Origin of the sequence: Streptomyces sp. 6N223, assembly GCF_052246635.1 — a bacterium.
GTDB lineage: Bacteria > Actinomycetota > Actinomycetes > Streptomycetales > Streptomycetaceae > Streptomyces.
Genome location: NZ_JBQQCA010000025.1, coordinates 68,880 through 89,914, shown reverse-complemented (window position 1 = coordinate 89,914; position 21,035 = coordinate 68,880). Strand labels below are relative to the sequence as shown.

General features: G+C 72.8%; 25 protein-coding genes and 1 pseudogene. 18 read left to right on the top strand and 8 right to left on the bottom strand.

From position 1 onward, the window contains the following. Window positions 1-16: 16 nt before the first annotated feature. Genes ACTWQH_RS17520 through ACTWQH_RS17510 form a run of 3 tightly spaced genes read left to right on the top strand, consistent with a single transcriptional unit; the run spans window position 17 to window position 2,461 of the window. Window positions 17-616: a hypothetical protein gene (locus tag ACTWQH_RS17520; RefSeq protein WP_443287518.1), complete on the top strand. Its 600-nt coding sequence runs from the start codon at window positions 17-19 to the stop codon at window positions 614-616. Between the two features lie 5 nt (window positions 617-621). Beyond that, on the top strand, window positions 622-1,617 hold the full coding sequence (gene mqnB, locus ACTWQH_RS17515) for a futalosine hydrolase (protein ID WP_443287517.1): 996 nt from the start codon (window positions 622-624) through the stop codon (window positions 1,615-1,617). Next, window positions 1,610-2,461 carry a 1,4-dihydroxy-6-naphthoate synthase gene (locus tag ACTWQH_RS17510; RefSeq protein WP_443287516.1) on the top strand — a complete coding sequence of 284 codons (852 nt, stop codon included), beginning with the start codon at window positions 1,610-1,612 and terminating at the stop codon, window positions 2,459-2,461. Before mqnB ends, ACTWQH_RS17510 begins: the two co-directional genes overlap by 8 nt. Here ACTWQH_RS17510 and ACTWQH_RS17505 read toward each other — a convergent pair. Then, entirely contained in the window at window positions 2,458-2,841 is a 384-nt protein-coding gene (locus ACTWQH_RS17505; RefSeq protein WP_443287515.1) for a cold-shock protein, read from the bottom strand. The genes ACTWQH_RS17510 and ACTWQH_RS17505 overlap by 4 nt on opposite strands. 353 nt (window positions 2,842-3,194) lie before the next feature. Further along, a complete protein-coding gene (locus ACTWQH_RS17500) occupies window positions 3,195-3,848 on the bottom strand; it encodes an HAD family hydrolase (RefSeq protein ID WP_443287514.1) in 654 nt (217 codons plus the stop codon). 120 nt (window positions 3,849-3,968) lie between these two features. On the opposite strand from ACTWQH_RS17500, the gene ACTWQH_RS17495 reads away from it, so the two are divergent. From ACTWQH_RS17495 to ACTWQH_RS17480, 4 genes are all read left to right on the top strand, one after another. Beyond that, on the top strand, window positions 3,969-4,988 hold the full coding sequence (locus ACTWQH_RS17495) for a FecCD family ABC transporter permease (RefSeq protein ID WP_443287513.1): 1,020 nt from the start codon (window positions 3,969-3,971) through the stop codon (window positions 4,986-4,988). Window positions 4,989-5,053: 65 nt separating this feature from the next. Next, a complete protein-coding gene (locus ACTWQH_RS17490; RefSeq protein WP_443287512.1) occupies window positions 5,054-6,127 on the top strand; it encodes a FecCD family ABC transporter permease in 1,074 nt (357 codons plus the stop codon). Between the two features lie 44 nt (window positions 6,128-6,171). Beyond that, the gene (locus ACTWQH_RS17485) at window positions 6,172-6,993 is read left to right on the top strand and encodes an ABC transporter ATP-binding protein (protein WP_443287511.1); all 822 of its coding nucleotides are present in this window, start codon (window positions 6,172-6,174) and stop codon (window positions 6,991-6,993) included. After that, entirely contained in the window at window positions 6,990-7,973 is a 984-nt protein-coding gene (locus tag ACTWQH_RS17480) for an ABC transporter substrate-binding protein (RefSeq protein ID WP_443287510.1), read from the top strand. The genes ACTWQH_RS17485 and ACTWQH_RS17480 overlap by 4 nt, the downstream gene beginning before the upstream one ends. Window positions 7,974-8,003: 30 nt before the next feature. Here the strand turns inward: ACTWQH_RS17480 and ACTWQH_RS17475 are convergent. After that, window positions 8,004-8,194: pseudogene (locus ACTWQH_RS17475) on the bottom strand (ATP-binding protein); the annotation flags it as partial. Window positions 8,195-8,239: 45 nt separating this feature from the next. Next, window positions 8,240-9,382: a hypothetical protein gene (locus ACTWQH_RS17470; RefSeq protein WP_443287509.1), complete on the bottom strand. Its 1,143-nt coding sequence runs from the start codon at window positions 9,380-9,382 to the stop codon at window positions 8,240-8,242. Window positions 9,383-9,606: 224 nt separating this feature from the next. On the opposite strand from ACTWQH_RS17470, the gene hisS reads away from it, so the two are divergent. From hisS to ACTWQH_RS17445, 5 genes are all read left to right on the top strand, one after another. Further along, on the top strand, window positions 9,607-10,953 hold the full coding sequence (gene hisS, locus ACTWQH_RS17465) for a histidine--tRNA ligase (protein ID WP_443287508.1): 1,347 nt from the start codon (window positions 9,607-9,609) through the stop codon (window positions 10,951-10,953). An 11-nt stretch (window positions 10,954-10,964) separates the two neighbouring features. Beyond that, window positions 10,965-11,156, top strand: a complete 192-nt coding sequence (locus ACTWQH_RS17460) for a hypothetical protein (RefSeq protein WP_443287507.1) — start codon at window positions 10,965-10,967, stop codon at window positions 11,154-11,156. Between the two features lie 20 nt (window positions 11,157-11,176). Continuing rightward, window positions 11,177-11,401, top strand: coding sequence for a hypothetical protein (locus ACTWQH_RS17455; protein ID WP_443287506.1), 225 nt, complete (start codon window positions 11,177-11,179; stop codon window positions 11,399-11,401). Between the two features lie 79 nt (window positions 11,402-11,480). Next, on the top strand, window positions 11,481-11,972 hold the full coding sequence (locus ACTWQH_RS17450; protein WP_443287505.1) for a DUF2975 domain-containing protein: 492 nt from the start codon (window positions 11,481-11,483) through the stop codon (window positions 11,970-11,972). After that, window positions 11,972-12,271 carry a helix-turn-helix domain-containing protein gene (locus tag ACTWQH_RS17445; protein WP_443287503.1) on the top strand — a complete coding sequence of 100 codons (300 nt, stop codon included), beginning with the start codon at window positions 11,972-11,974 and terminating at the stop codon, window positions 12,269-12,271. The genes ACTWQH_RS17450 and ACTWQH_RS17445 overlap by 1 nt, the downstream gene beginning before the upstream one ends. Here the strand turns inward: ACTWQH_RS17445 and ACTWQH_RS17440 are convergent. From ACTWQH_RS17440 to ACTWQH_RS17425, 4 genes are all read right to left on the bottom strand, one after another. Then, the gene (locus ACTWQH_RS17440) at window positions 12,262-13,152 is read right to left on the bottom strand and encodes a fructosamine kinase family protein (protein WP_443287502.1); all 891 of its coding nucleotides are present in this window, start codon (window positions 13,150-13,152) and stop codon (window positions 12,262-12,264) included. The two genes, ACTWQH_RS17445 and ACTWQH_RS17440, sit on opposite strands and share 10 nt — an antisense overlap. Continuing rightward, window positions 13,140-13,517 (bottom strand): toxin Doc, encoded by a 378-nt coding sequence (locus ACTWQH_RS17435; RefSeq protein ID WP_443287500.1) that lies wholly within the window; start codon window positions 13,515-13,517, stop codon window positions 13,140-13,142. The genes ACTWQH_RS17440 and ACTWQH_RS17435 overlap by 13 nt, the downstream gene beginning before the upstream one ends. Window positions 13,518-13,544: 27 nt before the next feature. Continuing rightward, entirely contained in the window at window positions 13,545-13,787 is a 243-nt protein-coding gene (locus ACTWQH_RS17430) for a hypothetical protein (protein WP_443287499.1), read from the bottom strand. Window positions 13,788-13,864: 77 nt separating this feature from the next. Further along, window positions 13,865-14,920 (bottom strand): hypothetical protein, encoded by a 1,056-nt coding sequence (locus tag ACTWQH_RS17425; protein ID WP_443287498.1) that lies wholly within the window; start codon window positions 14,918-14,920, stop codon window positions 13,865-13,867. Window positions 14,921-15,320: 400 nt separating this feature from the next. Between ACTWQH_RS17425 and pstB (ACTWQH_RS17420) the strand changes: the two genes are divergently transcribed. From pstB (ACTWQH_RS17420) to pstB (ACTWQH_RS17395), 6 genes are all read left to right on the top strand, one after another. Next, window positions 15,321-16,178 (top strand): phosphate ABC transporter ATP-binding protein PstB, encoded by an 858-nt coding sequence (gene pstB, locus ACTWQH_RS17420; protein WP_443287497.1) that lies wholly within the window; start codon window positions 15,321-15,323, stop codon window positions 16,176-16,178. Between the two features lie 40 nt (window positions 16,179-16,218). Then, on the top strand, window positions 16,219-16,977 hold the full coding sequence (locus ACTWQH_RS17415; protein WP_443287496.1) for a response regulator transcription factor: 759 nt from the start codon (window positions 16,219-16,221) through the stop codon (window positions 16,975-16,977). 178 nt (window positions 16,978-17,155) lie between these two features. Beyond that, on the top strand, window positions 17,156-18,145 hold the full coding sequence (locus tag ACTWQH_RS17410; RefSeq protein ID WP_443287495.1) for a PstS family phosphate ABC transporter substrate-binding protein: 990 nt from the start codon (window positions 17,156-17,158) through the stop codon (window positions 18,143-18,145). 191 nt (window positions 18,146-18,336) lie between these two features. Then, window positions 18,337-19,155 carry a phosphate ABC transporter permease subunit PstC gene (pstC, locus tag ACTWQH_RS17405; protein ID WP_443287494.1) on the top strand — a complete coding sequence of 273 codons (819 nt, stop codon included), beginning with the start codon at window positions 18,337-18,339 and terminating at the stop codon, window positions 19,153-19,155. Next, window positions 19,155-20,102, top strand: a complete 948-nt coding sequence (gene pstA, locus ACTWQH_RS17400) for a phosphate ABC transporter permease PstA (protein WP_443287493.1) — start codon at window positions 19,155-19,157, stop codon at window positions 20,100-20,102. The genes pstC and pstA overlap by 1 nt, the downstream gene beginning before the upstream one ends. Before the next feature lie 17 nt (window positions 20,103-20,119). Then, window positions 20,120-21,022, top strand: a complete 903-nt coding sequence (gene pstB, locus ACTWQH_RS17395; RefSeq protein WP_443287492.1) for a phosphate ABC transporter ATP-binding protein PstB — start codon at window positions 20,120-20,122, stop codon at window positions 21,020-21,022. The last annotated feature ends 13 nt before the right edge of the window (window positions 21,023-21,035 follow it).

Sequence of the window (21,035 nt, the reverse complement as noted above, 5' to 3'; positions counted from 1 at the left end):
CGGGTAGCCTGCCCGCATGACCGCGACCACTGGGATCACCGCTGGGACCGCGCTCAGGGGAACGCTGGGCGCCGGTGCGGCGACGCTGGCGCTGCTGGCCCTGTCGGCCTGCCAGAAGCCGAGCCCGAACGCCCACTTCACGCTCGGCTCCGACACCTCCTCCCCCGAGGCGGCGGACGGCTGCTGGGACGACGGCGAGATGCTGCCGGGGGAGCGCGCCAGGGACTGCCTCGCGGGCACGGTCACCGAGGAGGCGGAGGACGCCCCGGCCTTCACCACCCAGTCCGGCGACACCTTCCGCGTCGGCGTCGACCCGGAGATCGCCGACGACGGCTGGCTCCTCTTCGTCAACGGCCAGCCGTACGGGCTCGACCCCTTCACCAGCACGTACCGCAGCTTCCGCAGCACCGATCTGTACGCGGTGGCGCAGCGCAACCAGTCGCCGGACGAGCTGCCGGTGCCGGGCGATCTGGTCGTCAACGTCGCGCAGCTCGGCGAGGAGTACGAGGTGGAGGAGATCTTCCAGGCCCAGACGCAGGAGGAGTTCGAGCAGCTGCTGTTCGCCTCCTTCGAGGGCGTGTGGAACGCCCGCCTCGAGCCGCCGGACGAGGACTGATCCCGGTGACGGCGAGGGTCCTGGTCGTCACGGCGGTGGAGGCGGAGCGCGACGCGGTGCTCGCCGGCGCACGGGCCGCCGGCGCGGCGAACGCGGCAGCCGTCGTCGACGCCGACGGCGCTGACGCGACGGATGCCGCCGCCGCATGCGCTTCGCGCGCGGCCGGCGTGGGCGGCGGGGGCGGCGTGGGCGTGGGCCCGGTCGCGCCGGGCACGCCCGGCGCGGACACAGGCACAGACGGCGCGGGCCCGCCCGGCACGGGCACCGGCGCAGACGGTGAGGCGGTCCAGCCGGTGGCGCTGCCCGGTGGGCGGCAGTTGTATCGGACAGCCGCGTTCGACGTGCTGGTCGGCGGCGTCGGGCCGGCCGCGGCAGCCGCGGCGACGGCCACGGCGCTGGCCATGGGGCCGGAGGCCCTGGAGCGGAAGCCTTGGGGGACGGCCCGCGCCCGCACGCCGGGAGGGCCGGGGGCGGAGCCCCGCTGCGGAGCCCCCGGCTACGACCTCGTCGTCTCCGCCGGGATCGCCGGCGGCTTCGCCGGCGTCGCGGGAGTCGAGGCCGTGGTCGTCGCGTCGGCCATCATCGCCGCCGACCTCGGCGTACGGACGGGCGAGGGCTTCACGGACATCGCCCAGCTCGGGTTCGGGCGCGTCGCCTACGAAACCCCCGCCCCCCTCGCCCGCGCCGCCGCCGCCGCGGCGGACGCCGTCCTCGGCCCCGTCCTCACCGTCTCCTGCGTCACCGGCACCGACGAGCGCGCCGCCGAGCTCGCCGCCCTGCACCCGGGGGCCGCCGCCGAGGCGATGGAGGGCGCCGGGGTGGCCGAGGCCGCCGCCGGGTTCGGCGTTCCCGTCGTCGAGATCCGCGCGGTCTCCAACACCGTTGGCACCCGCGACCGCTCCGCCTGGCGCATCCCGGGCGCGCTCGCGGCGCTGACCGCCGCCTTCGCCCGCATCACACCCGTGATACCCGCGCTCCTGGAGGAACCCGACCATGGCTGAAGAGCCGTTCAGCGTCTACTACTCCCCCTGCCCCAACGACACCTTCGTCTTCCACGCCTGGGCCCACGGCCTCCTGCCCGGCGCGCCTCCGGCCGACGTCACCCTCGCGGACATCGACATCACCAACGACCTGGCCGCGCGCGGCACCGGCGACGTGCTGAAGATCTCCTACGCCGCCCTCCCCTGGGTCCTCGACGACTACGCGCTGCTGCCCTGCGGCGGCGCCCTCGGCCGGGGCTGCGGCCCGCTGGTCCTCACCCGCGAGCCAGGTCCCGTCGACGCGGCCGGCCTCGCGGGGAAGACCGTCGCCGTGCCCGGCGAGCGCTCGACGGCGTACCTCCTCTTCCGGCTGTGGGCGGCGGCGCACGTGCCCGGCGGGGTCGGCGAGGTGCGGGTGATGCCGTTCAACGCGATCATGCCGGCGGTCCGCGACGGCCAGGTCGACGCCGGCCTGGTGATCCACGAGGCCCGGTTCACCTACCGCGACTGCGGCCTCCGCCAGCTCGCGGACATGGGCGAGTTCTGGGAGGGCAGCACGGGCCACCCCATCCCGCTCGGCGCGATCGTCGCCCGCCGCGGCCTGGGTGAGGCGCGGCTGAAGGCGATCGCCGAGACGATCCGCGCCTCCGTGCGCGCCGCCTGGTCGGACCCGGCGGCGAGCCGCGCGTACGTGCTGGAGCACGCCCAGGAGATGGATCCAGCCGTGGCGCGGTCTCACATCGACCTGTACGTCAACGACTTCACCGCCGAACTGGGCCAGGCCGGCCACGCCGCCGTCCGCGAGTTGCTGGACCGGGCGGCGGCCGAAGGCCTCGTGCCGCCCGTGTCCCCCGCAGCGCTCTAGACGTCGAGCTGGTCCGCGACCGCCCGCAGCATGCCCGCGATCTTGCGGCCGCTCTGCCGGTCGGGGTACCGCCCGCGCTCCAGCTGCTGGGAGACGTTCTCGAGCAGGGTCGTGAGGTCCTGGACGATGGATGCCAGTTCGTCCGGCTTGCGCCGCTGCGCGGCGGCGACCGACGGCATGGGGTCGAGCAGCGTCACCGACAGCGCCTGGTCGCCGCGCTGCCCCGCGACAACGCCGAACTCCACACGCTGCCCGGGCCGCAGCCCGTCCACTCCGTTGGGCAGTGCTGAGGAGTGGACGAAGACATCGCCGCCGTCGTCACGGGAAAGGAAGCCGAAGCCCTTCTCGCTGTTGAACCACTTGACCTTGCCGGTAGGCACGTGTCCTCGTCCTCGCACTCGTCCTGGCCGCCCACCGGCCAGCGCCATTGCCATTGCATTGCCATTGCCATGACTAATTCGGCGGGCCAGTCCGACCCGCCTGCTCTCAAGGCTAACTGGCCCGGGCCCGGTGACAAGATGGCGCCGGGCGGTTTCGGAGGATCACTGCCCCGACTCATCCGCAAGTATGCTCGCGTGTGAGGCGGGCGCGCCGAAGCGTCCTGGGGACGGCCGTCGGCAGACTCATTCCGGCCATGAGCAGGAAGGTATGAGCGACAGCATGCCGATGGCGGTCGGCTTCGCCCTCGCCGCGGCGGGGCTGCCGTGTTCCGTGGCGCGGCAACGCCGCGCGCTCACGCGGCGGGCCGGCCCGTCACGTACGTCTCCAGCCACGCCGGGAAGGCCGTGAGCGCGGGCAGCACCACGTCCGCCCCGGCCTCGCGCAGTTCGGCGGCCGGGCAGGGCCCGGTCGCCACCGTCACCGACACCGCCCCGGCCGCCGCCGCGCCGCGCACGTCGCCGACGTGGTCGCCCACGTACACCGCCGCCCCGTGCTCGCGCAGCGCCGCCGCCTTGCCCTCGGCCCACAGGCCGCCGATCACGGCGTCCGGCTCCAGCCCGAGGTGGGCCACGTGGAGCTTGGCGTTGGGCTCGTGCTTGGCGGTGACGACGATGGCACGGCCGCCGTGGGCGTGGACGGCGGCGATGGCGTCGCGCGCGCCGGGCATGGCCGGCGTGGTCGCGATGGCGTGCTCCACGTACAGCGCGCGGTAGCGGTCGCCGGCCTCGTCCAGCCGCTCGGCCGGGAACCAGTGCACCAGTTCCTCCGCCAGCGGCGGGCCCAGCCGGGTGATGGCCAGGTCGGCGTCGATGAAGACGCCGGTCTCGGCGGACAGCGCCTCGTAGGTGGCTTTGATGCCGGGCCGGGAGTCGATGAGCGTCATGTCGAGGTCGAAGCCGACGGTCGGCCGGGGGCGGGACGGGGAAGGGGGCGGAGCCTGGGACATGCGAACTATTGTGCCCGCCGGCGCATCGTAGACTTAGGCCCGCCTTACCTAACTTGACCTGAACTGACCTGAGCTGCCCCGACCTGAGCTGACCTGAGCTGACCGCGAGGACTGGCCCCTATGCACACCGCCGTTCCCGTCGCCGCCCACACCCGGCGGCGGCTGGGCTGGCTCGCGGCCGGGGCGGGCGGCGTGTGCCTGGCGGTGCTGGTCAGCCTGGCGTTCGGCAGCCGCTCGCTGGGCGTTGGCGAGGTGTGGGACGCGCTGCTGCACGGCGGCGACGACCCCGCCGCCCGGGTGGTGCGGGAGCTGCGGCTGCCGCGCACCCTCGTCGGGCTGATGGTCGGCGCGGGGCTGGGCATGGCCGGGGCGGTGATGCAGGGGCTGACCCGCAACCCGATCGCCGAGCCCGGCATTCTGGGCATCAGCCAGGGCGCCTCGGTGGCCGTCGTCCTCGCGATCGCCTACGCCGGGGTGCACACGCTCGCCGGGTACGTGTGGTTCGCCTTCGCGGGCGCGGGCGCGGCGGCCGTCGCCGTGTACGCCATCGCCGCCCGCGGCCGGGGCGGGGCGACGCCGGTGAAGCTGGCGCTGGCGGGCGCCGCGATCAACGCGCTGCTGGCCTCGGTCACCGTGGCCGTGCTGACGACGCGGGCGGCGACGCTGGACGAGTACCGCTTCTGGCAGATCGGTTCGCTGTCGGGCCGGGACGCGGAGATCGCGGGCCGCATCTGGCCGTTCCTCCTGGTGGGTGTGGTGCTGGTGGTGTCGGTGGCGCGCGGCCTCGACGCGCTGGCGCTGGGCGAGGACGTGGCGAGGGGCCTGGGCCAGAACGTGGCGGCGGTCAGGATCGTCGGTGGCCTCGGCGCGACGGTGCTGACCGGCGCCGGCGTGGCCGCCGCCGGGCCGATCGCGTTCGTCGGGCTCGCGGTGCCGCACCTGGCGCGGGCGCTGGTGGGGGGCGGGCACCGGTGGCTGCTGCCGATGTGCGCGCTGCTGGGGCCGGTGGTGCTGCTCGTCTCCGACACGGTGGGCCGCCTGGTCTTTCCTCCGTCGGAGGTGCCGGCGGGCGTCATGACCGCGCTGGTGGGCGTGCCGTTCCTGGTGGCCCTGGTGCGGCGGTCGGGGGTGGCGTCGTGAGCGTTTCCTCCCGCCCTTCCCACCCGTCCTCCCACCCGCCCGCCCGGGACGCCACGCGGGGTCGGGTGAAGGGGGGTGGTGCCCCCGGGGGCGCCCGGCCCACCGGCTACGCCGTCGTGCGGCGGCCCGCGCGCGTGCGGGCGTCGTTCCTCGTCCACCGGCGCGCCGCCGCCGTCGCGGCCTGCCTGCTCGCGGCGTTGGCCGCCGCCTGCCTCGCAAGTCTCTGCCTCGGCGAGTCCACCGTCGCACCGGGCGACGCCCTGCGCGTCGTCTTCGGCCTCGACTCCGACGAGGAGTTCGTCGTCGGCACGCTCCGCCTCCCCCGCCTCACCGTCGGCCTCCTCGTCGGCGCCGCCCTCGGCCTCGCCGGCGCCCTCATCCAGACCGTGGCGCGCAACCCCCTCGCCAGCCCCGACGTCATCGGCGTCACCCACGGCGCCGCCGCCGTGACCGTCTGGGCGCTGATGTACGGAGTCGGCTCCGCCGACGCCCTCCCCTACCTCTCCGTCGCGGGCGGCCTGGCCGCCGCCGGGCTGGTGTACGCCTTCGCCTGGCGCCGCGGCCTGCACGCCGCGCGCTTCGTCCTCATCGGCATCGGCTTCGCCATCGCGCTGCGCTCCGTCACCCAGCTCTTCCTCACCAAGGGCGACTACCAGCAGGCCCAGCAGGCCCTGGTCTGGATGACGGGCTCCTTCAACGGGCGCGGCTACGAGGAGGCCGAGCCCCTGGCCTGGGCCCTGCTGCTCCTCCTGCCCGCCGTCGTGTGGGCGGCGCGGGCCCAGCGGGGCGTCGTGCTCGACGACGACACCGCCACCGCGCTCGGCGTACGCCTGGGCCGCACCCGCCTCGGCCTGGCCACGCTCGGCGTGCTGCTCGCGGCCGTGGCCACGAGCGCGGGCGGCCCGGTGGACTTCGTGGCGCTGCTGGCCCCGCAGATCGTGCGCCGCCTGACCCTCACCGCCCAGATCCCGCTGGTGTGCTCGGCGCTGGCGGGGGCGTTCATCACCGTGCTGGCCGACGTGCTGGCGCGGCTGGTGTTCGCGCCGACCGAGCTGCCGGTGGGTGTCGTCACGGCGGCGGTCGGGGCGCCGTACCTCCTCTGGCTCATCGTCAACAACCGCACGGGAGGCCCAAGGTGACGCGCAAGGTGACGCCTGGGGTGGCACCCGGGGTGACGCCCGGGGTGACGCACAGGCTGAGCGCCCGCGAGCTGACGCTGGGGTACGACGACGGGCGGGCGGTCGTCGAGGGCCTCGACCTGGACATCCCGGACGGGCAGGTCACGGTCGTCGTCGGCCCCAACGCCTGCGGCAAGTCCACGACGCTGCGCGCCCTCGGGCGGCTGCTCAGGCCCCGGCGCGGCGCCGTGCTGCTGGACGGGCAGGAGCTGGCCCGCGTCCCGACCCGCCGGATCGCGCAGACGCTGGGGCTGCTGCCGCAGTCCCCGGCGGTGCCGGAGGCGATCACCGTCGCCGACCTCGTGGCGCGCGGGCGGCAGCCGCACCAGCGGTGGTGGCAGCAGTGGTCGGGCGAGGACGAGCGGGCGGTGGCGGAGGCGATGGCCCGCACGGACGTGGCGGACCTGGCCGACCGGCCCGTGGACGCGCTGTCGGGCGGGCAGCGGCAGCGCGTGTGGCTGGCGATGGCGCTGGCGCAGGAGACGGATCTGCTGCTGCTGGACGAGCCGACGACGTTTCTCGACATCGCCCACCAGGTGGAGGTCCTGAACCTGGTGCGGCGCCTGGTCACGGACGACGAGAGCCGAACGGTCGTCGTCGTCCTCCACGACCTGAACCAGGCCGCCCGTTACGCCGACCACCTGGTGGCGATGAAGAACGGGAGGATCGCGGCGCAGGGGCCGCCCGACGAGGTGGTCACGGCGGAGCTGGTGCGCGAGGTCTTCGGCCTCGAGGCCGTCATCGTCCCCGACCCGGTCACCGGTTCGCCGCTCGTCGTCCCCGGCGCACCCGTCCCCATGAGAACCAGAAAGGCACCCGTCACATGAACCGCTCAGCCCGCTCAGCCCGTTACGCCTCAGCTCTCGCGGCGTCCGTCGCGTTCGCGCTCGCGCTCACCGCCTGCGGCAGCGACGACGGCGACTCGGGAGGCTCTCAGGACGGCGAGGGCTCGGCCGAGACCCACACGGTCGAGACGGCCAACGGCCCGGTGGAGGTGCCGCGCGACCCCGAGCGCGTCGTCGTCCTCGACACCGGCGAGCTGGACACGGCGCTCACCCTCGGCATCACCCCGGTCGGCTCGGTCCACGCCATCGAGGAGAACGACTTCCTCGGCTACTTCCCGGCGAAGCAGCAGGAGGGCATCACCGACGTCGGTGCCATCACCCAGCCCAACCTGGAGACCATCAACGACCTCGACCCGGACGTCATCATCGGCAGCAACGTCCGCGACGAGGAGCGCTACGACGAGCTGTCGCAGATCGCACCCACCGTCTTCGCCGAGGACACGGGCGCCACCTGGAAGGAGAACTTCCTGATGTTCGCCGACGCCCTCGACAAGGCCGACGAGGCGCAGCGGGTCATCGCCGACTACGAGGACCACGTGGCCGAGGTCGTCGACACCATCGGCGGCCCGGAGGCGGCGGCCGGCCTGGAGGTGAGCATCCTGCGCTTCATCGACGGCGCCGACGCCCGCCTCTACGGGCCGGAGAGCTTCATCGGCACGGTGCTGGAGGATGTGGGCGTGGGCCGCCCGGCGATCCTGTCGGAGGCGGAGGACGGCTTCGCCGTCGAGATCAGCCCGGAGCAGGTCGACCAGGCCGACGCCGACGTCATCTTCTACTCCTCCTACGGCTCCACCGAGGGCTCCGGCGAGGACGCGGCCGTCGGCGGCCCGCTGTGGGACACCCTGACCGCCGTCCAGAACGACCAGGCGTTCCGCGTCGACGACGACCTGTGGTTCCTCGGCATCGGCTACACGGCGGCCAACCAGATCCTCGACGAGCTCGCCGAGCACCTGGCCCACTAGTCACGATCACGGTCACGGTCACGGTCACGGTCACGGTCCGGGCAGCCGGATCGTGAAGACCGAGCCCCGGCCCGGGGTGCTGGCCGCCTCGACCGTGCCGCCGTGCGCCTCCACCAGGTGCTTGGTGTGGCCGGGCGCAGGCCGCTGCCACCCGTGGTGCGGCTGCGGGAGGGGTCGGCGCGGTAGAAGCGGTCGAAGACGCGCGGCAGGTGCTCGGCGGCTGAGAGGGGGGGTCGCCGGGCCAGGCCGCGTCACGCGCCGACCGCTCAGCGCCAGGCGTGGTGGATGAGCTCGCGCTCCTGAGACCGTCCGGGCTCGGTGATCAGGCTGTAGCTGCCGACGGCCCAGTAGCCGCCGGTCAGCCCTATCGGTGCCAGGTCGGTGACCCGGTGCGCCTGGGTGTGGCCGGGCACCGTCTCGCCCGTCACCTCCGTCCAGCTCTCCTCCCTGGCGTCGTAGCGCCAGAACACCGGCGGTCCCTCCCAGCCCGCGGGGTCGCCGCCGAGCCACACCGTGCCGTGGCCGTCGCCGCTGATCGCGTCCACGTACATCCCCGACAGCGGCAGGCGTATCTCCTCCCAGCCGTGGCCGTCCCAGTGCAGGACCACGGCGTGGTTGGGGTCGCCGGACTCGCCGGACTCGTACGACCGGGCGACGACGTACACGCTGTCGCGCGATTCGGCGTACACGTGCTCGGGCCGCAGCTCGGGCCGGTCCAGCGGTATCTCGCTCCAGTCGCCGCCGTCCCAGTGCAGCACCATCGGCCGCCGCTCCTGCGCCTGCCCGGTGGGCCAGTACGGGCCCACGGCCCAGGCGTCGCGCGCGGTGCGGGCGTCGAGGTCCACGATGTTCACCCCGGAGCCCAGGTCGAGGGTCTCCCACTCGCCGTCGGCGTAGGTGCTGATCGCCTCGTCCCCGGACAGCCAGGTGCGGCCGTGCACGGCCTCGACATCGGTGACGCCGTAGCTCCCGCCGTCCGGCTCCTCGGGCATCTCCGCGGTCTCCCACCGCCACCCGTCGAAGTGCGCCATCACATACTCCTCGCCGCGGACCCTCCCGTAGGCCCACACGTCGTGCGGCGACACGGCGCTGACATCCAGCCAGTAGATGACCTCCGGCAGGCCCGGCGCGTCGTCCGGCCGCCACTGCCAGCCGTCCCAGCGCATCAGCACGCCGCGCGGCTGGGCGTCGATCACCTGGTACCCGGCGGCCCAGGCGGCGGTCGGCCCGGCCGCCGAGACCGCGCCCAGGTATGCCGAGGTGCCCAGCTCGCCCGCCGAGACCACCTCCCACTCCTGCGACGGCCAGGCGCTCGCCGTGGCCGCCGGCAGGGCGACCGCCGTCGCCGTCGCCACCACGCCCACGACCGCGCCCCTCGCCACGCCCCTGGCCACACTGCCGACCCTCATGTCTCGGTCCTCCCCTTGCGCGTCTTGCGCGTCCTGCGCGTCCTGCGCGTCCACGCATCGCTGAGCCCGTCACTGTGGAGACCCGTCAGCGCGCTGTCCGGTTGCGTCTCCGTTATCAATCCGTGACTCATTGGTACCAGCCGGGTCTGACAACGGCCCGCCGACCCTGCCCCCGCGCGGATCTGCTTTGCCCTGAGCCACCGGCTTCGGGGACCATGACCACCATGGCCTCGCAGAAGCAGTTCGAGCCCGCCTCCGGGACCCGTGATTTCCTCGCCGCCGAGTACGAGAAGCGCGAGCGCGCCTTCGCCACGCTCCGCACCGTCTTCTCCCGGTACGGCTTCCAGCCCCTCCAGACCCCCGCCTTCGAGCGGCTCGAGGTGCTGACCGGGAAGTACGGCGACGAGGGCGACAAGCTCATCTTCAAGATCCTGCGGCGCGGCGAGCACGAGGCCACCGGCGAGGCCGACCTCGCCCTCCGCTACGACCTGACCGTCCCGCTCGCCCGCGTCGCGGCGGCGTACGGCAGCCAGCTCCCCTCCCCCTACAAGCGCTACACCATCGCCCCCGTCTGGCGCGCCGACCGCCCCGGGCGCGGCCGTTTCCGCGAGTTCGTCCAGTGCGACCTGGACATCGTCGGCTCCTCCTCCCCCATCGCCGACGCCGAGGTCGTCCTCGCCCTCCACGACGCGCTCGACGCGCTCGGCGTCACCGAGTTCCGCTTCCTGATCAACTCCCGCCAGGCGCTGTTCGGCCTGCTGGAGGCGTACGCCGTGCCCGAGGACCTCGGCCCCGGGGTGCTGATCACGCTCGACAAGCTGGACAAGCTCGCCCCCGACGCCGTCGTCGAGGAGCTGGTGACCGGCCGCGGCCTGCCGGCGGAGGCGGCGCGCGGCCTGGTCGACGACCTGACCTCGGCCGACGCGGTCGAGCGCGTGCGCGACGAGCTGAAGGCGAGCGAGACGGGGCAGGCGGGCCTGGCCGAGGTCGACCAGCTCCTGCGCCTCACCGAGGGCACGATCCCGACCGAGCGCATCGGCTTCGCCCCCAACCTCGTGCGCGGCCTCGACTACTACACGGGCGTGATCTTCGAGGTCGTCGCCCCCGGCATGCCCGGCTCGATCGCCTCCGGCGGCCGCTACGACCACCTCATCGCCCGCCTCGGCGGCAAGGACGCCCCGGCCTGCGGCGGCTCGCTCGGCATCGAGCGGATCCTGCTGCTGCTGGAGCAGCAGCAGGCGGAGAACGCCGCCGACTACGCCCAGGTCGACGTGGCCGTCACGGTCATGGCCGAGGACCTGGCCGCCGACAGCTTCCGCCTGGCCGCCGCGATCCGCCGCGCGGGCGTGCGCACGGGCGTCTACCTCGGGTCGAGCGGCAAGTTCGCCAAGCAGATGCGCTGGGCCGGCGACGCCGGCGCCCGCTTCTGCGTGATCTACGGCGCGACGGAGCGCGAGGCGGGCACGGTCACCATCCGCGACATGGACAGCGGCGAGCAGACGCAGGTCCCCTTCGACGAGGCCCCGGCGGAGCTGGCACGGCGGCTCGGCCAGGGCGCGGCCCAGTCGTAGCGGTCAGCGGGATGCGCCTGCGCTGGCTGGAGGTCCGGCGCCACGCCCCGACGAAGAAGGGTGCGGCGCTCGGCCGCGGCTCGCACCTGTCCGCACAGGGCGTCGCGCTCGCGCGCGCCGTCGGCGCGGCGTCGGGGCCGTTCGCGACCGTCGACACCAGCGCGTCGCCGCGCGCGATCGAGACGGCCATCGCCATGGGCTGACCGTCGACGACGCCCTCGACATGCCGTCCGGGTACGTGCCGGGCGAAGTCGGGCACCACGACCAGTGGGCCTGGCCGCAGCCGTACGTCCGCTACGCCGAGCTGATCGCGGACGGCCGGGGACTCGCCACGTGGGGAACGCCGTTCGGGCACCTCGACGGCGTATGGCTGGCGTTCGAGGGCGGACGATTCGCGCACGCCCGGCTGCGCCGCGCCCCGAGCGCGGACGCGGGGGTTCAGGCGTAGCGGGTCACGGTCACCCCACCCTTGCCATATCTATCGATTGTCGATAGATTTTTGCCGTTGTTCGATCGAGGGAGTGGCGATGGGAAGGCTCACAGTGCTTGCGCTGCGCCTCGTGCTCGTGGCGCTGCTCGCCGGATCGGTACTCGTCCAGACAGTGCTGGTGGCGCTGCTGGCCGCCGACCTGGAGGAGAGCGTCCTCACGGACCGGAGCGCCCCCATCCTCGTGATCGTGGTCCTGGGCATGGTGACCGCTCAGGTCGTCCTCGTCTGCGTCTGGCGGCTGGTCTCGATGGTGCGGCGCGGAACCGTGTTCTCCCAGGCTGCCTTCCGCTACGTGCACATCGTGACCGGCGCGTTCGTCGCGGCCGCGCTCCTGGTGTTCGCGCTCGGCGTGATACTGGCGCCGGGCGAGGCCGTGGCTCCCGGCATCGTGCTCCTGCTGGGCGGGACCGGCCTGGCGGTCCTGGGGGTCGCGCTCATCGTGCTCGTGCTCCGGATGCTGCTCGCTCAGGCCGTCGCGCGCGACGTCGAGGCATCGCGGATGCGGGCCGAGCTGGCTGAGGTGATCTGATGCCGATCGTCGTCGACATCGACGTGATGCTGGCCAAGCGGAAGATGTCCGTGGGCGAGCTCGCGTACCGCGTGGGGATCACACCCGCCAACCTGGCAGTGCTCAAGAACGGCCGGGCCAAGGCGGTGCGCTTCACCACGCTCGCCACGCTCTGCGAAGTGCTCGAGTGCCAGCCGGGAGACCTGCTGCGCTGGGAGCCCGAGAACCTCGCGGACAGGGCCGCGCAGGGAGGACACCGGGGATCGCCTGCTGCTGGAACCGACGCCGACGCCGGCGCGGACGCGGGGGCTCAGGCGTAGCGGACCGTGATGCGGCGTACGTGATCCAGGGCGCCCCAACGGTCACCCGCGTGGGCGAGGGTGCTCAGCAGCTCCCGCAGGTGCAGCACCTCCATCCGCTCGCGCCAGCCCTCGCCCAGCGGGCGCAGCTCGGCGTAGGCGGCGAAGAAGCGGTCGGACTGGCCCGGGGTGGCGGCCGAGGCGTGGAACATGCTGAGGTCGGCGTCGGGCCAGGTGAACGAGACGGCCGGGTCGATGAACGCCGGGGTGCCGTCGGCCGTCGTCACGATGTTGGCGTGCCACAGGTCGCCGTGGGTGAGGGCGGGCGGGGTGGGCGGGACGAAGTCGGGGAGGCGGGCGCAGAGGCGTTCGACGGCGGCGCGGTCGGCGGGGGTCAGGGCCTGCTGGGCGCGCGGCTCGGGGAGGTAGCGCAGGATGCGGTGGGTGGCGAAGAAGTCGTAACCGTCGTCGGTCCAGGGGTTGTGCTGCGGGAGGTGGCCGAGCCAGCCGTCGGCGTGCCAGCCGTGGCGGGCGCCGGGGGCGGGGGTGGCGTGGAGCCTGGCCACCGCGCGGCCCAGATCCTCCCAGAAGGCGGGCGGCGGGTCCTCGGCGTTCAGCGGGGTGAGGGCGTCGAGGAGAAGGAGGTGGTCGTCGGCGTGGTGGACGGCCGGGGCGACGGCGCCGCCCCGTTCGGCCAGGGCGCGCAGGCCCTCGGCCTCTGCGGCGTAGAGCCCGGCGGGGGCGGCGGTGGAGTGCTTCACGACGCGGCGGGTGCCGTCGGCCCAGGTCACGAGCCAGACGTGGTTCGGGGTGAAGCCGCTGGTGAGGGTGGTGACGGCGGCGATGTCCCCGTCGAGGCCCGCCGCGCGCAGGGCGGCGCGGGCCTGTGTCAGAGCCGCCATGAACGGAACCGGTCGGCGGCGCCGAAGACGTCGGTCTTGCCGGATATCAGGTCGCGGGCGAGGTCGGCCAGGGCGCCGAAGGGCGGGTCGATGACCTCGCCGTTGGCGTGCATGTACGCGGCGGCCACCGAGCAGGCGAAGCGGGCGTTGCGGTCGGGCAGCGGGCGCAGCAGCGTGAGGGTGTGGAGGATCGCTGCCGCGCGCCAAGGGACGTCGGCGCTGACGCCGAGGCGGGGCGGGTCGACGCGGTGCCGGGCCACGGCGGCGGCGAGCACCGAGAAGTCCTGGACCGTGGGCTGGTCCGGCAGGACTTCCTCGTGCCGCTGGAGCAGCCAGGGCACGTCGATGTAGATGTCGGAAGGCACAGGGGATGGGGGTGGTGTGAGGGAGGGTCAGGCGGCGTGGGCTGCGCGGGCGGCGGGCTCGTCCTCGGGGAACGCCTGCGCGAACTCGGCCTCGTGCTCGGTGAAGAAGCGCCGGAAGACCTCGGCGCCCTCCCGCAGGGCCCGGTGGCGGGCGATGTCGGCGGCGGCGGCCTCGTGGACCAGGGATTTCATGGTGGTGCCGCGCTCCTTGGCGAGCGCCCGGAGCTCCTCGAGCTCGCGTTCGGTGAATTCCACGTTGAGGGCTGGCATGGCCCACACCGTACTAGCGCGGTACCGGGTCGACAATTGGGGCTGTTCAGCGGCGAGGACGGCGGGTACCGGCGTCGCTAGCCGGCCGGGCGGGGACGGCGGGCGCGCCAGAGGAGGAACGCCGCGCTGGCGAGGGCGGCGGTCCGCAGCAGCCAGGGCCAGTGGTCGCCGAGCGCGTCACCGGCGGCGCCGTCGGCGAGCGGCTCGCCCCAGGTGCCGTTGGCGCGGCCGACGAGCCAGGCGCCGTACGCGGTGGCGACGAGGGCGGGCATGCCGAAGGTGGCCCACTGCGCCTCGGCGCGGCTCAGGCGCGGGGACCAGTAGGCGAGGAGCCAGCCGAAGATCATGGGATAGAGGGAGCCGATCACGCCCCCGGCGGCGAGGAGGGCGACGCTGAGCAGCTCGAAGGGGCCGCCGACGCGGTGGCCGGACAGGGCGCGGCGCAGGAGGGGGAGCAGGCGGGGCGTACGGGCGGGCTTCGCGGCGGCCGGCTTCGGGGCCCGGGCCGCCTCCGCCTCAGCCGCCTCGGCCGCCTCCGCGGCCTCCGCCGCCTCCGCCGCCTCGTCCTCGTCGAGCTCCCCGGCGCCCTTGGTGAGGCGTACGCCGCCGCCGTCCGGGTCTTCGGCGTTCTCCTCCCCGGCCCCGCCGGGCTCGTCGCGGCGGAACGCCTCGGGGAGGAGGCCGCCGACGAAGCGGCCGATCTGCCCGTCGGGCCAACTGGCCTCGGCCTCGGCCGGGCGCCCGGTCCGCGTCAGGGGCTCGCGGTCCGCCGAGGTCCGGGGCGAGGGCACGGGAGCGGCGGGCCCTTCCTCGGCCGCCGGGGTTCCTGGGGCGCCCGGCGGCGGGGCAGGGGTCGCCCTGGTCGCCGGAGCCGCCGAAGCCGCCGGAGCCGGGGCGGCATGGCCCTCGGCCGCCGCGGCGACGACGTCCTCGGGACGGCCGAGTCTGCCGAGGATGCGCCTGACCTCGCCGCGGCTCTCCGCGCCGCCCGCCTCGGCCCGGCGTTGGCCGATTTCCGTCCGCAGCCGGTTCACCAGGGCCGCGCGCTCGGCGGCTGACATGCTGGTGCCGTGCGCGAGGTCCCCGACCCGGCTGAGATAGTCGAATACCAGCTGTTCACCCTCGATGCCCATCGGCACGATGCTACCGTTTCTGCTGGTTATTGGCCGGAGTTGGCCGCATTCACCGAGGTCCCGGGCGGGTCCGTGGACCCGGCATGCCCTCGGGCGGAGTGCGGTCTGGCCGGCAGCTCTCACGGCGCCAGGGGGCGCAGCCGGCAATCGGGCAGGTCCCCGGCCGCGATCACCCACACGAGGGACAAGACGACCGGCGATGACCACTCGGCGAGACCTTGGCGGGACCATGGCTGCCGACTCGGCCGGACTCGCCGCATGCCGGTCAGGCGATAGCACCTGAGAGAACACCGTTGTTCATCGGGGGTTCACCGAAGGCCGTGCAACGCGCTACCCACGGCTCGTTACATGGTGAACGTCCCTGCCGGACACCCCACCCATGCCCTCAGGGAGCCGGACCATGGCAACTGGCCTTTCGACCTCCATCGAGGCTCGCCGCCGAGGCGCGCCCAACGACCTCGCTCCGGTCGTCTTCGACCTCGGCGGTCTCGGCGTGAGCTACGGCACGCACCACGCCGTGCGGGACGTCTCGATGGCCGTTCGGGAGCGCGAGATCACCGCGCTGATCGGGCCCTCCGGCTGCGGCAAGTCGACGGTGCTGCGGTGTCTGAACCGGATGAACGACCTCGTCCCGGGCGCCCGCGTCACCGGCAAGGTGGCCTACCGGGGCCAGGACCTGTACGGGTCGGACGTCGATCCCACCGAGGCCCGCCGCCGCATCGGGATGGTCTTCCAGAAGCCGAACCCCTTCCCCAAGTCGATCTACGACAACGTCGCCTACGGCCCCCGCGTCAACGCCTCGGGCGGCGGCGAGAAGCTCAGCAAGTCGGAGCTGGACGACCGCGTGGAGGAGGCGCTGACCGGGGCCGCGCTGTGGGACGAGGTCAAGGACAAGCTGAAGAGCAGCGGGCTCGCCCTCTCCGGTGGCCAGCAGCAGCGCCTGTGCATCGCCCGTGCCATCGCCGTGCGACCGGACGTGGTTCTCATGGACGAGCCGTGTTCCGCGCTCGACCCGATCGCCACGGGCAAGGTCGAGGACCTGATGCTGAAGCTCGCGGACGAGTACACGATCGTGATCGTCACGCACAACATGCAGCAGGCCGCCCGGGTCTCGGACCGGACCGCGTTCTTCACCGCCGACACCGACAGCGAGGGCGAACGCTATGGGTTCCTGGTTGAGTACGACGCCACCGAAAAGCTCTTCAGCCGCCCCGCCGACCAGCGCACCGAGGACTACATCTCCGGCCGTTTCGGCTGACGGCGGCCACGACGGTCACGGCCTGGACGACGACGACACCATGCCCCCCACCACGGACTCGGCCCTCACCTCTCCCACCTCTCCCTCTTCCGCCCTGGAAACGCGGATACCGCTGGGCTCGAACCCGGTGGTGCTGCTGGCCGACGCCGACGAGCGCATTCGCCAGGGCCTGACGGCGCAGCTCGCGAAGTACCAGGTCTCGGTGGTGCACTGCGCGGACGGCGCGACCGCACTGCTGGAGGCGGGGCTGCGCAAGCCGGACGTGCTGCTGGTCTCGGCCGATCTGCCGGTGATCGACGGGGCGACGGTGCTGCGCCTGGTGCGGCGGCGGCTGTCCATCCCGGTGGTGCTGGGGGTCGGTCCTGACGACACCGACCAGGTCGGGCCAGCGCTCGCGGCGGGGGCGAGCGCCTGCGTGGCCCGGCCCTACCGGCCGCGCGAGGTGGCGCAGTTGCTGAGCCTGGCCGACCGGGGGAACCGGGGCTGGGACCAGCCGCTGGTGTGCGGGCCGCTGACGCTGGACCCGAGCACGTACGAGGTGCGGATGCACGGCGTGTCGACGGCGCGGCTGCCGCTGCGGGAGTTCCAGCTGCTTCACCTGCTGATGCTTCACGCGGAGAAGGTGATCACCCGTGACCGGATCCGTGCGGAGCTGTGGGGCGACGGGGCGCGGCGTTCCAATACCATCACCGTTCACATTCGCCGCCTCAGGGAGCGACTCGGCGACGACCCGCACCACCCGGAGATCATCCAAACCGTGCGTGGTGTCGGATATCGTCTCGTGCCGCCGGGGAACTGATGAACGCGGTTAGTGTTACCAGACAGAGACCTAGGTGAACAATCGGTTCCGCCGAACCTATTCTCCTGTTCACCTTCCGGCTCCCGCCACTTCGCTGGCCGCTCCTACGTTCTCACCGACGCTCTCAAGTCATCTAAAACCGGCCTGACCCGGTCGGGGTTCAAGAGGAGTAACGGCCATGCGCAACTGGCGCGCCAAGTCCGCGAAGACAGCGGCGATTCTCGCGGTGTCCGCCCTGGCTCTCGCTGCCTGCGGCGGCGGTGACGACGACAACGGCGGAGGCAACGGAGACGGCGGGGAGGGCCTGTCCGGCGACATCAAGATCGACGGCTCGAGCACCGTGGCGCCGCTGTCCGAGGCCGCCGCCCAGCTTTTCATGGCTGAGAACTCCGACGTCCGCATCTCCGTGGGCACCGCCGGCACCGGCGGCGGCTTCGAGAGGTTCTGCAACGGCGAGACCGACCTGTCCGACGCCTCCCGCGAGATCGAGGAGGACGAGGTCGCGGCGTGCGAGGGCAACAACATCGCCTTCGACAGCATCACGGTCGCCAACGACGCGATCACCGTGATCGTTCACCCGGACAACCCGCTGACCTGCATCACCGTCGACCAGCTCAAGGCGATCTGGGGCCCGGAGGGCCAGGCCGGGAGCTGGGGCGACGTCCAGGGCCTGGACGCCGGCGACCTCGCCGGCGAGAGCCTCTCGCTCTACGGCCCCGGCACCGACTCGGGAACCTTCGACTTCTTCACCGAGGCGGTCAACGGTGAGGAGGGCGCCATCGGCTCCTACACCGACATCGGCGAGGACGACCAGGCCGCCATCAGGGGCGTTGAGGGCGAGGAGAACGCCATGGCGTTCGTGCCCTACTCCTTCGCCCAGCAGGCCGGCGACGGCGTCAAGGCCCTGGAGGTCGACGGCGGCGAGGGCTGCACCGCGCCGACCGAGGAGAACGTGCAGAACGGCTCCTACGCCCCGCTCGGCCGCCCGCTGTACGTCTACGCGAGCGACAAGGCGCTGGCCCGGCCCGAGGTGATCGAGTTCATGCGGTTCTACATCGACAACTCCGCGGAGATCGCCGAGGCCACGTCGATGGTGGCGATGACCCAGGAGCAGATGGACGAGGGTCACACCAAGATCGACGAGCTCGCCGGCAACGCCGGCAGCTGAGCGTCTCTGCCCAGCGAACGAGGGACGAACAGGGAGTAGGACACCCATCCATGCCAGCTCAAAGCAGCGGCACCACGGCCCCCGGCGCCGGCGCGGGAACCCCGCACCGGCCGCTGGGGGCCGCGCGTCCGCGATACGGTGAAAAGGCGATAAAGGCGCTTCTGGCGCTCTGTGCGGCCCTGTCGGTAGCGGTGACCACCGCCATCGTGCTCTCGCTGCTCCAGCCCACGTTCAGCTTCTTCGGCGAGGTCTCGTTCGGGGACTTCCTGACAGGCACCACGTGGGCACCGACGCGCGGAGAGTTCGGAGTGTGGCCGCTGGTCGTCGGCACGATGACGATCACGGTCGTCTCGCTGATCGTCGCGGTGCCGGTCGGGCTGCTCTCGGCGATCTACCTCTCCGAGTACGCCCACCCCCGGGTGCGCCAGGTTCTCAAGCCCGCCCTGGAGGTGCTGGCCGGCATCCCGACCGTCGCCATCGGCCTGTTCGCCATCGGCTTCCTCAGGCCGTTCCTGGAGGACGTGCTGCCGTTCCTGGACTGGAAGGGTGACTTCTCGGCGGCGGTCGCCGGCGTCGGCGTCGGCCTGCTGATCGTCCCGCTGGTCGCCTCCGTCTCCGAGGACGCGATGCGCGCGGTGCCCGCCGGCCTGCGGGAGGGGGCGTACGCCCTGGGCGCGACCAAGATGCGGGTCTCGCTCCGGGTCGTCGTCCCGGGCGCCATCTCGGGCATCGTGGCCGCCATGGTGCTGGGGGCCTCGCGCGCCGTCGGCGAGACGATGGTCGTGGTGATGGCCGCCGGACGCGGCAAGCCGGAGCTCACCTGGGACCCCCTGGACAGCATGCAGACCATGACCGCCTACATCGCCGGTGTCGCGACCGGTGACGCCTCCACCGGCACGATCGAATACGACACGATCTTCGCCGTCGGCACGCTGCTGTTCGTGATGACGCTGGTGATGAACATGTTCGCCATCCGCCTGGTCCGCCGATTCCGTGAGGTGTACGAGTGATGTCCACCGGCGAGAAGACACCCCACGTCTCCGAGCGCACCCGGCTGGCGACGGCCGGCGCGCGGGCCGCGACCGAGAGCGTCTTCGGCCAGGCGCGCGGCGGCGCCAAGGCGAGCAACGCGCTCTTCCTCGCCTTGCTGCTGCTGGGCATAGGCGTCGCGCTGCTCGGCCTCGTCTCCCTCCTGGTGTGGACCGCGCAGGAGGGCGAGTCCCGCCTGAGCTGGGACCTGTTCACCGAGTACCCGAACACGATCCTGCCCGATCTTGCCGGCCTTCGGTCGGCGATCCTGGGCACGCTGTACATCATCGGCGGCGTGATCCTGCTGGTCGTGCCGATCGGCGTGGGGGCGGCGATCTACCTGGAGGAGTACGCCGACAACTCCCGCTGGTACAACCGCCTGATCGAGCTCAACATCCAGAACCTGGCGGGCGTGCCCTCGATCGTCTACGGCATCCTGGGCCTCGGGTTCATCGTCCGCGGCCCGCTCGACCTCGGCTTCGTCGCCGCGGCCGGCTCGCTGACGCTGACGCTGCTGGTGCTGCCGACCGTGATCATCGCCTCCCGGGAGGCGATCCGGGCGGTGCCCAACTCCGTCCGGGCCGGCTCGCTGGCGCTGGGCGCCACCCAGTGGCAGACGATCTCGCGCAATGTACTCCCGAGCGCGCTGCCGGGGATCCTCACCGGCATCATCCTCGCGGTCTCCCGCGCGCTCGGCGAGGCGGCGCCGCTGCTGCTGGTCGGGGCGAGCACCTTCGTCCTGTACGACCCGGAGTTCTTCGACGGCTCCTACACCGCGCTGCCCGTGATGATCTTCAACTTCGCGGGGCGTCCCCAACCCGAGTTCCGCGTGCTGGCGGCGGCGGGCGTCATCGTGATGCTGGTGGTCCTGCTCGCGGTCAACTCCTTCGCGATCTGGCTGCGTAACCGGTACGAGCGGAAGTGGTAGGCGAGGTGGCCGAGAACATGACTAACGAGACCGACCGGACGCCCGAGGGACAGGACTCCGAGGCGCCCGAGCCCCAGGACCAGCCCGGTCCCATCGCCCTGCATCCCGAACGGCTGCACAAGGACCGGCAGGTCGAGCACAAGGAGCGGGTCTTCGAGCTGAACAAGCTCGGCGTCTCCTACGGCGGGACGATGGCCGTCAGCGAGGTGTCGATGGACGTCTTCCGCAAGAACGTCACCGCCCTCATCGGCCCCTCCGGCTGCGGCAAGTCGACCGTGCTGCGGTGCCTGAACCGGATGAACGACCTCATTCCCGCCGCCAAGGTCCACGGCGAGCTGCTCTACCACGGCGTGGACCTGTACGGCTCGAGGGTCGATCCCGTCCTGGTGCGGCAGAAGATCGGCATGGTCTTCCAGAAGCCCAACCCCTTCCCCAAGTCGCTCTACGACAACGTCGCCTTCGGCCCCCGCACCATCGGGATGACCGGCGACATGGACGAGATCGTCGAGCAGGCGCTGCGCGGCGCCGCGCTGTGGGACGAGGTCAAGGACAAGCTGAGGGACAGCGGCCTGGCGCTCTCCGGCGGTCAGCAGCAGCGGCTGTGCATCGCCCGCGCCATCGCCGTGCGTCCCGAGGTGCTGCTGATGGACGAGCCCTGCTCGGCGCTCGACCCGATCGCCACCCTCAAGATCGAGGATCTGATCCGGGAGCTGAAGAGCGACTACAGCATCGTCATCGTGACCCACAACATGCAGCAGGCCGCGCGGGTCTCCGACATGACGGGCTTCTTCAGCGTCGACACCGACGAGAAGAAGGGCACCAGGACGGGCGTGCTGGTGGAGTACGACGACACCGATCGTCTCTTCAGCAACCCGTCCGAGCGCAGGACCGAGGACTACATCTCCGGCCGCTTCGGCTGAGATCACTGCTGTC

Bases quoted from the DNA above. Each gene is read 5' to 3' on its own strand.
- ACTWQH_RS17520 (WP_443287518.1), top strand. From the start codon at position 17: ATGACCGCGACCACTGGGATCACCGCTGGGACCGCGCTCAGGGGAACG.
- ACTWQH_RS17510 (WP_443287516.1), top strand. From the start codon at position 1,610: ATGGCTGAAGAGCCGTTCAGCGTCTACTACTCCCCCTGCCCCAACGAC.
- ACTWQH_RS17500 (WP_443287514.1), bottom strand. From the start codon at position 3,848: ATGTCCCAGGCTCCGCCCCCTTCCCCGTCCCGCCCCCGGCCGACCGTC.
- ACTWQH_RS17495 (WP_443287513.1), top strand. From the start codon at position 3,969: ATGCACACCGCCGTTCCCGTCGCCGCCCACACCCGGCGGCGGCTGGGC.
- ACTWQH_RS17480 (WP_443287510.1), top strand. From the start codon at position 6,990: ATGAACCGCTCAGCCCGCTCAGCCCGTTACGCCTCAGCTCTCGCGGCG.
- ACTWQH_RS17470 (WP_443287509.1), bottom strand. From the start codon at position 9,382: ATGAGGGTCGGCAGTGTGGCCAGGGGCGTGGCGAGGGGCGCGGTCGTG.
- hisS (WP_443287508.1), top strand. From the start codon at position 9,607: ATGGCCTCGCAGAAGCAGTTCGAGCCCGCCTCCGGGACCCGTGATTTC.
- ACTWQH_RS17460 (WP_443287507.1), top strand. From the start codon at position 10,965: ATGCGCCTGCGCTGGCTGGAGGTCCGGCGCCACGCCCCGACGAAGAAG.
- ACTWQH_RS17455 (WP_443287506.1), top strand. From the start codon at position 11,177: ATGCCGTCCGGGTACGTGCCGGGCGAAGTCGGGCACCACGACCAGTGG.
- ACTWQH_RS17450 (WP_443287505.1), top strand. From the start codon at position 11,481: ATGGGAAGGCTCACAGTGCTTGCGCTGCGCCTCGTGCTCGTGGCGCTG.
- ACTWQH_RS17445 (WP_443287503.1), top strand. From the start codon at position 11,972: ATGCCGATCGTCGTCGACATCGACGTGATGCTGGCCAAGCGGAAGATG.
- ACTWQH_RS17440 (WP_443287502.1), bottom strand. From the start codon at position 13,152: ATGGCGGCTCTGACACAGGCCCGCGCCGCCCTGCGCGCGGCGGGCCTC.
- ACTWQH_RS17430 (WP_443287499.1), bottom strand. From the start codon at position 13,787: ATGCCAGCCCTCAACGTGGAATTCACCGAACGCGAGCTCGAGGAGCTC.
- ACTWQH_RS17425 (WP_443287498.1), bottom strand. From the start codon at position 14,920: ATGGGCATCGAGGGTGAACAGCTGGTATTCGACTATCTCAGCCGGGTC.
- pstB (WP_443287497.1), top strand. From the start codon at position 15,321: ATGGCAACTGGCCTTTCGACCTCCATCGAGGCTCGCCGCCGAGGCGCG.
- ACTWQH_RS17415 (WP_443287496.1), top strand. From the start codon at position 16,219: ATGCCCCCCACCACGGACTCGGCCCTCACCTCTCCCACCTCTCCCTCT.
- ACTWQH_RS17410 (WP_443287495.1), top strand. From the start codon at position 17,156: ATGCGCAACTGGCGCGCCAAGTCCGCGAAGACAGCGGCGATTCTCGCG.
- pstA (WP_443287493.1), top strand. From the start codon at position 19,155: ATGTCCACCGGCGAGAAGACACCCCACGTCTCCGAGCGCACCCGGCTG.
- pstB (WP_443287492.1), top strand. From the start codon at position 20,120: ATGACTAACGAGACCGACCGGACGCCCGAGGGACAGGACTCCGAGGCG.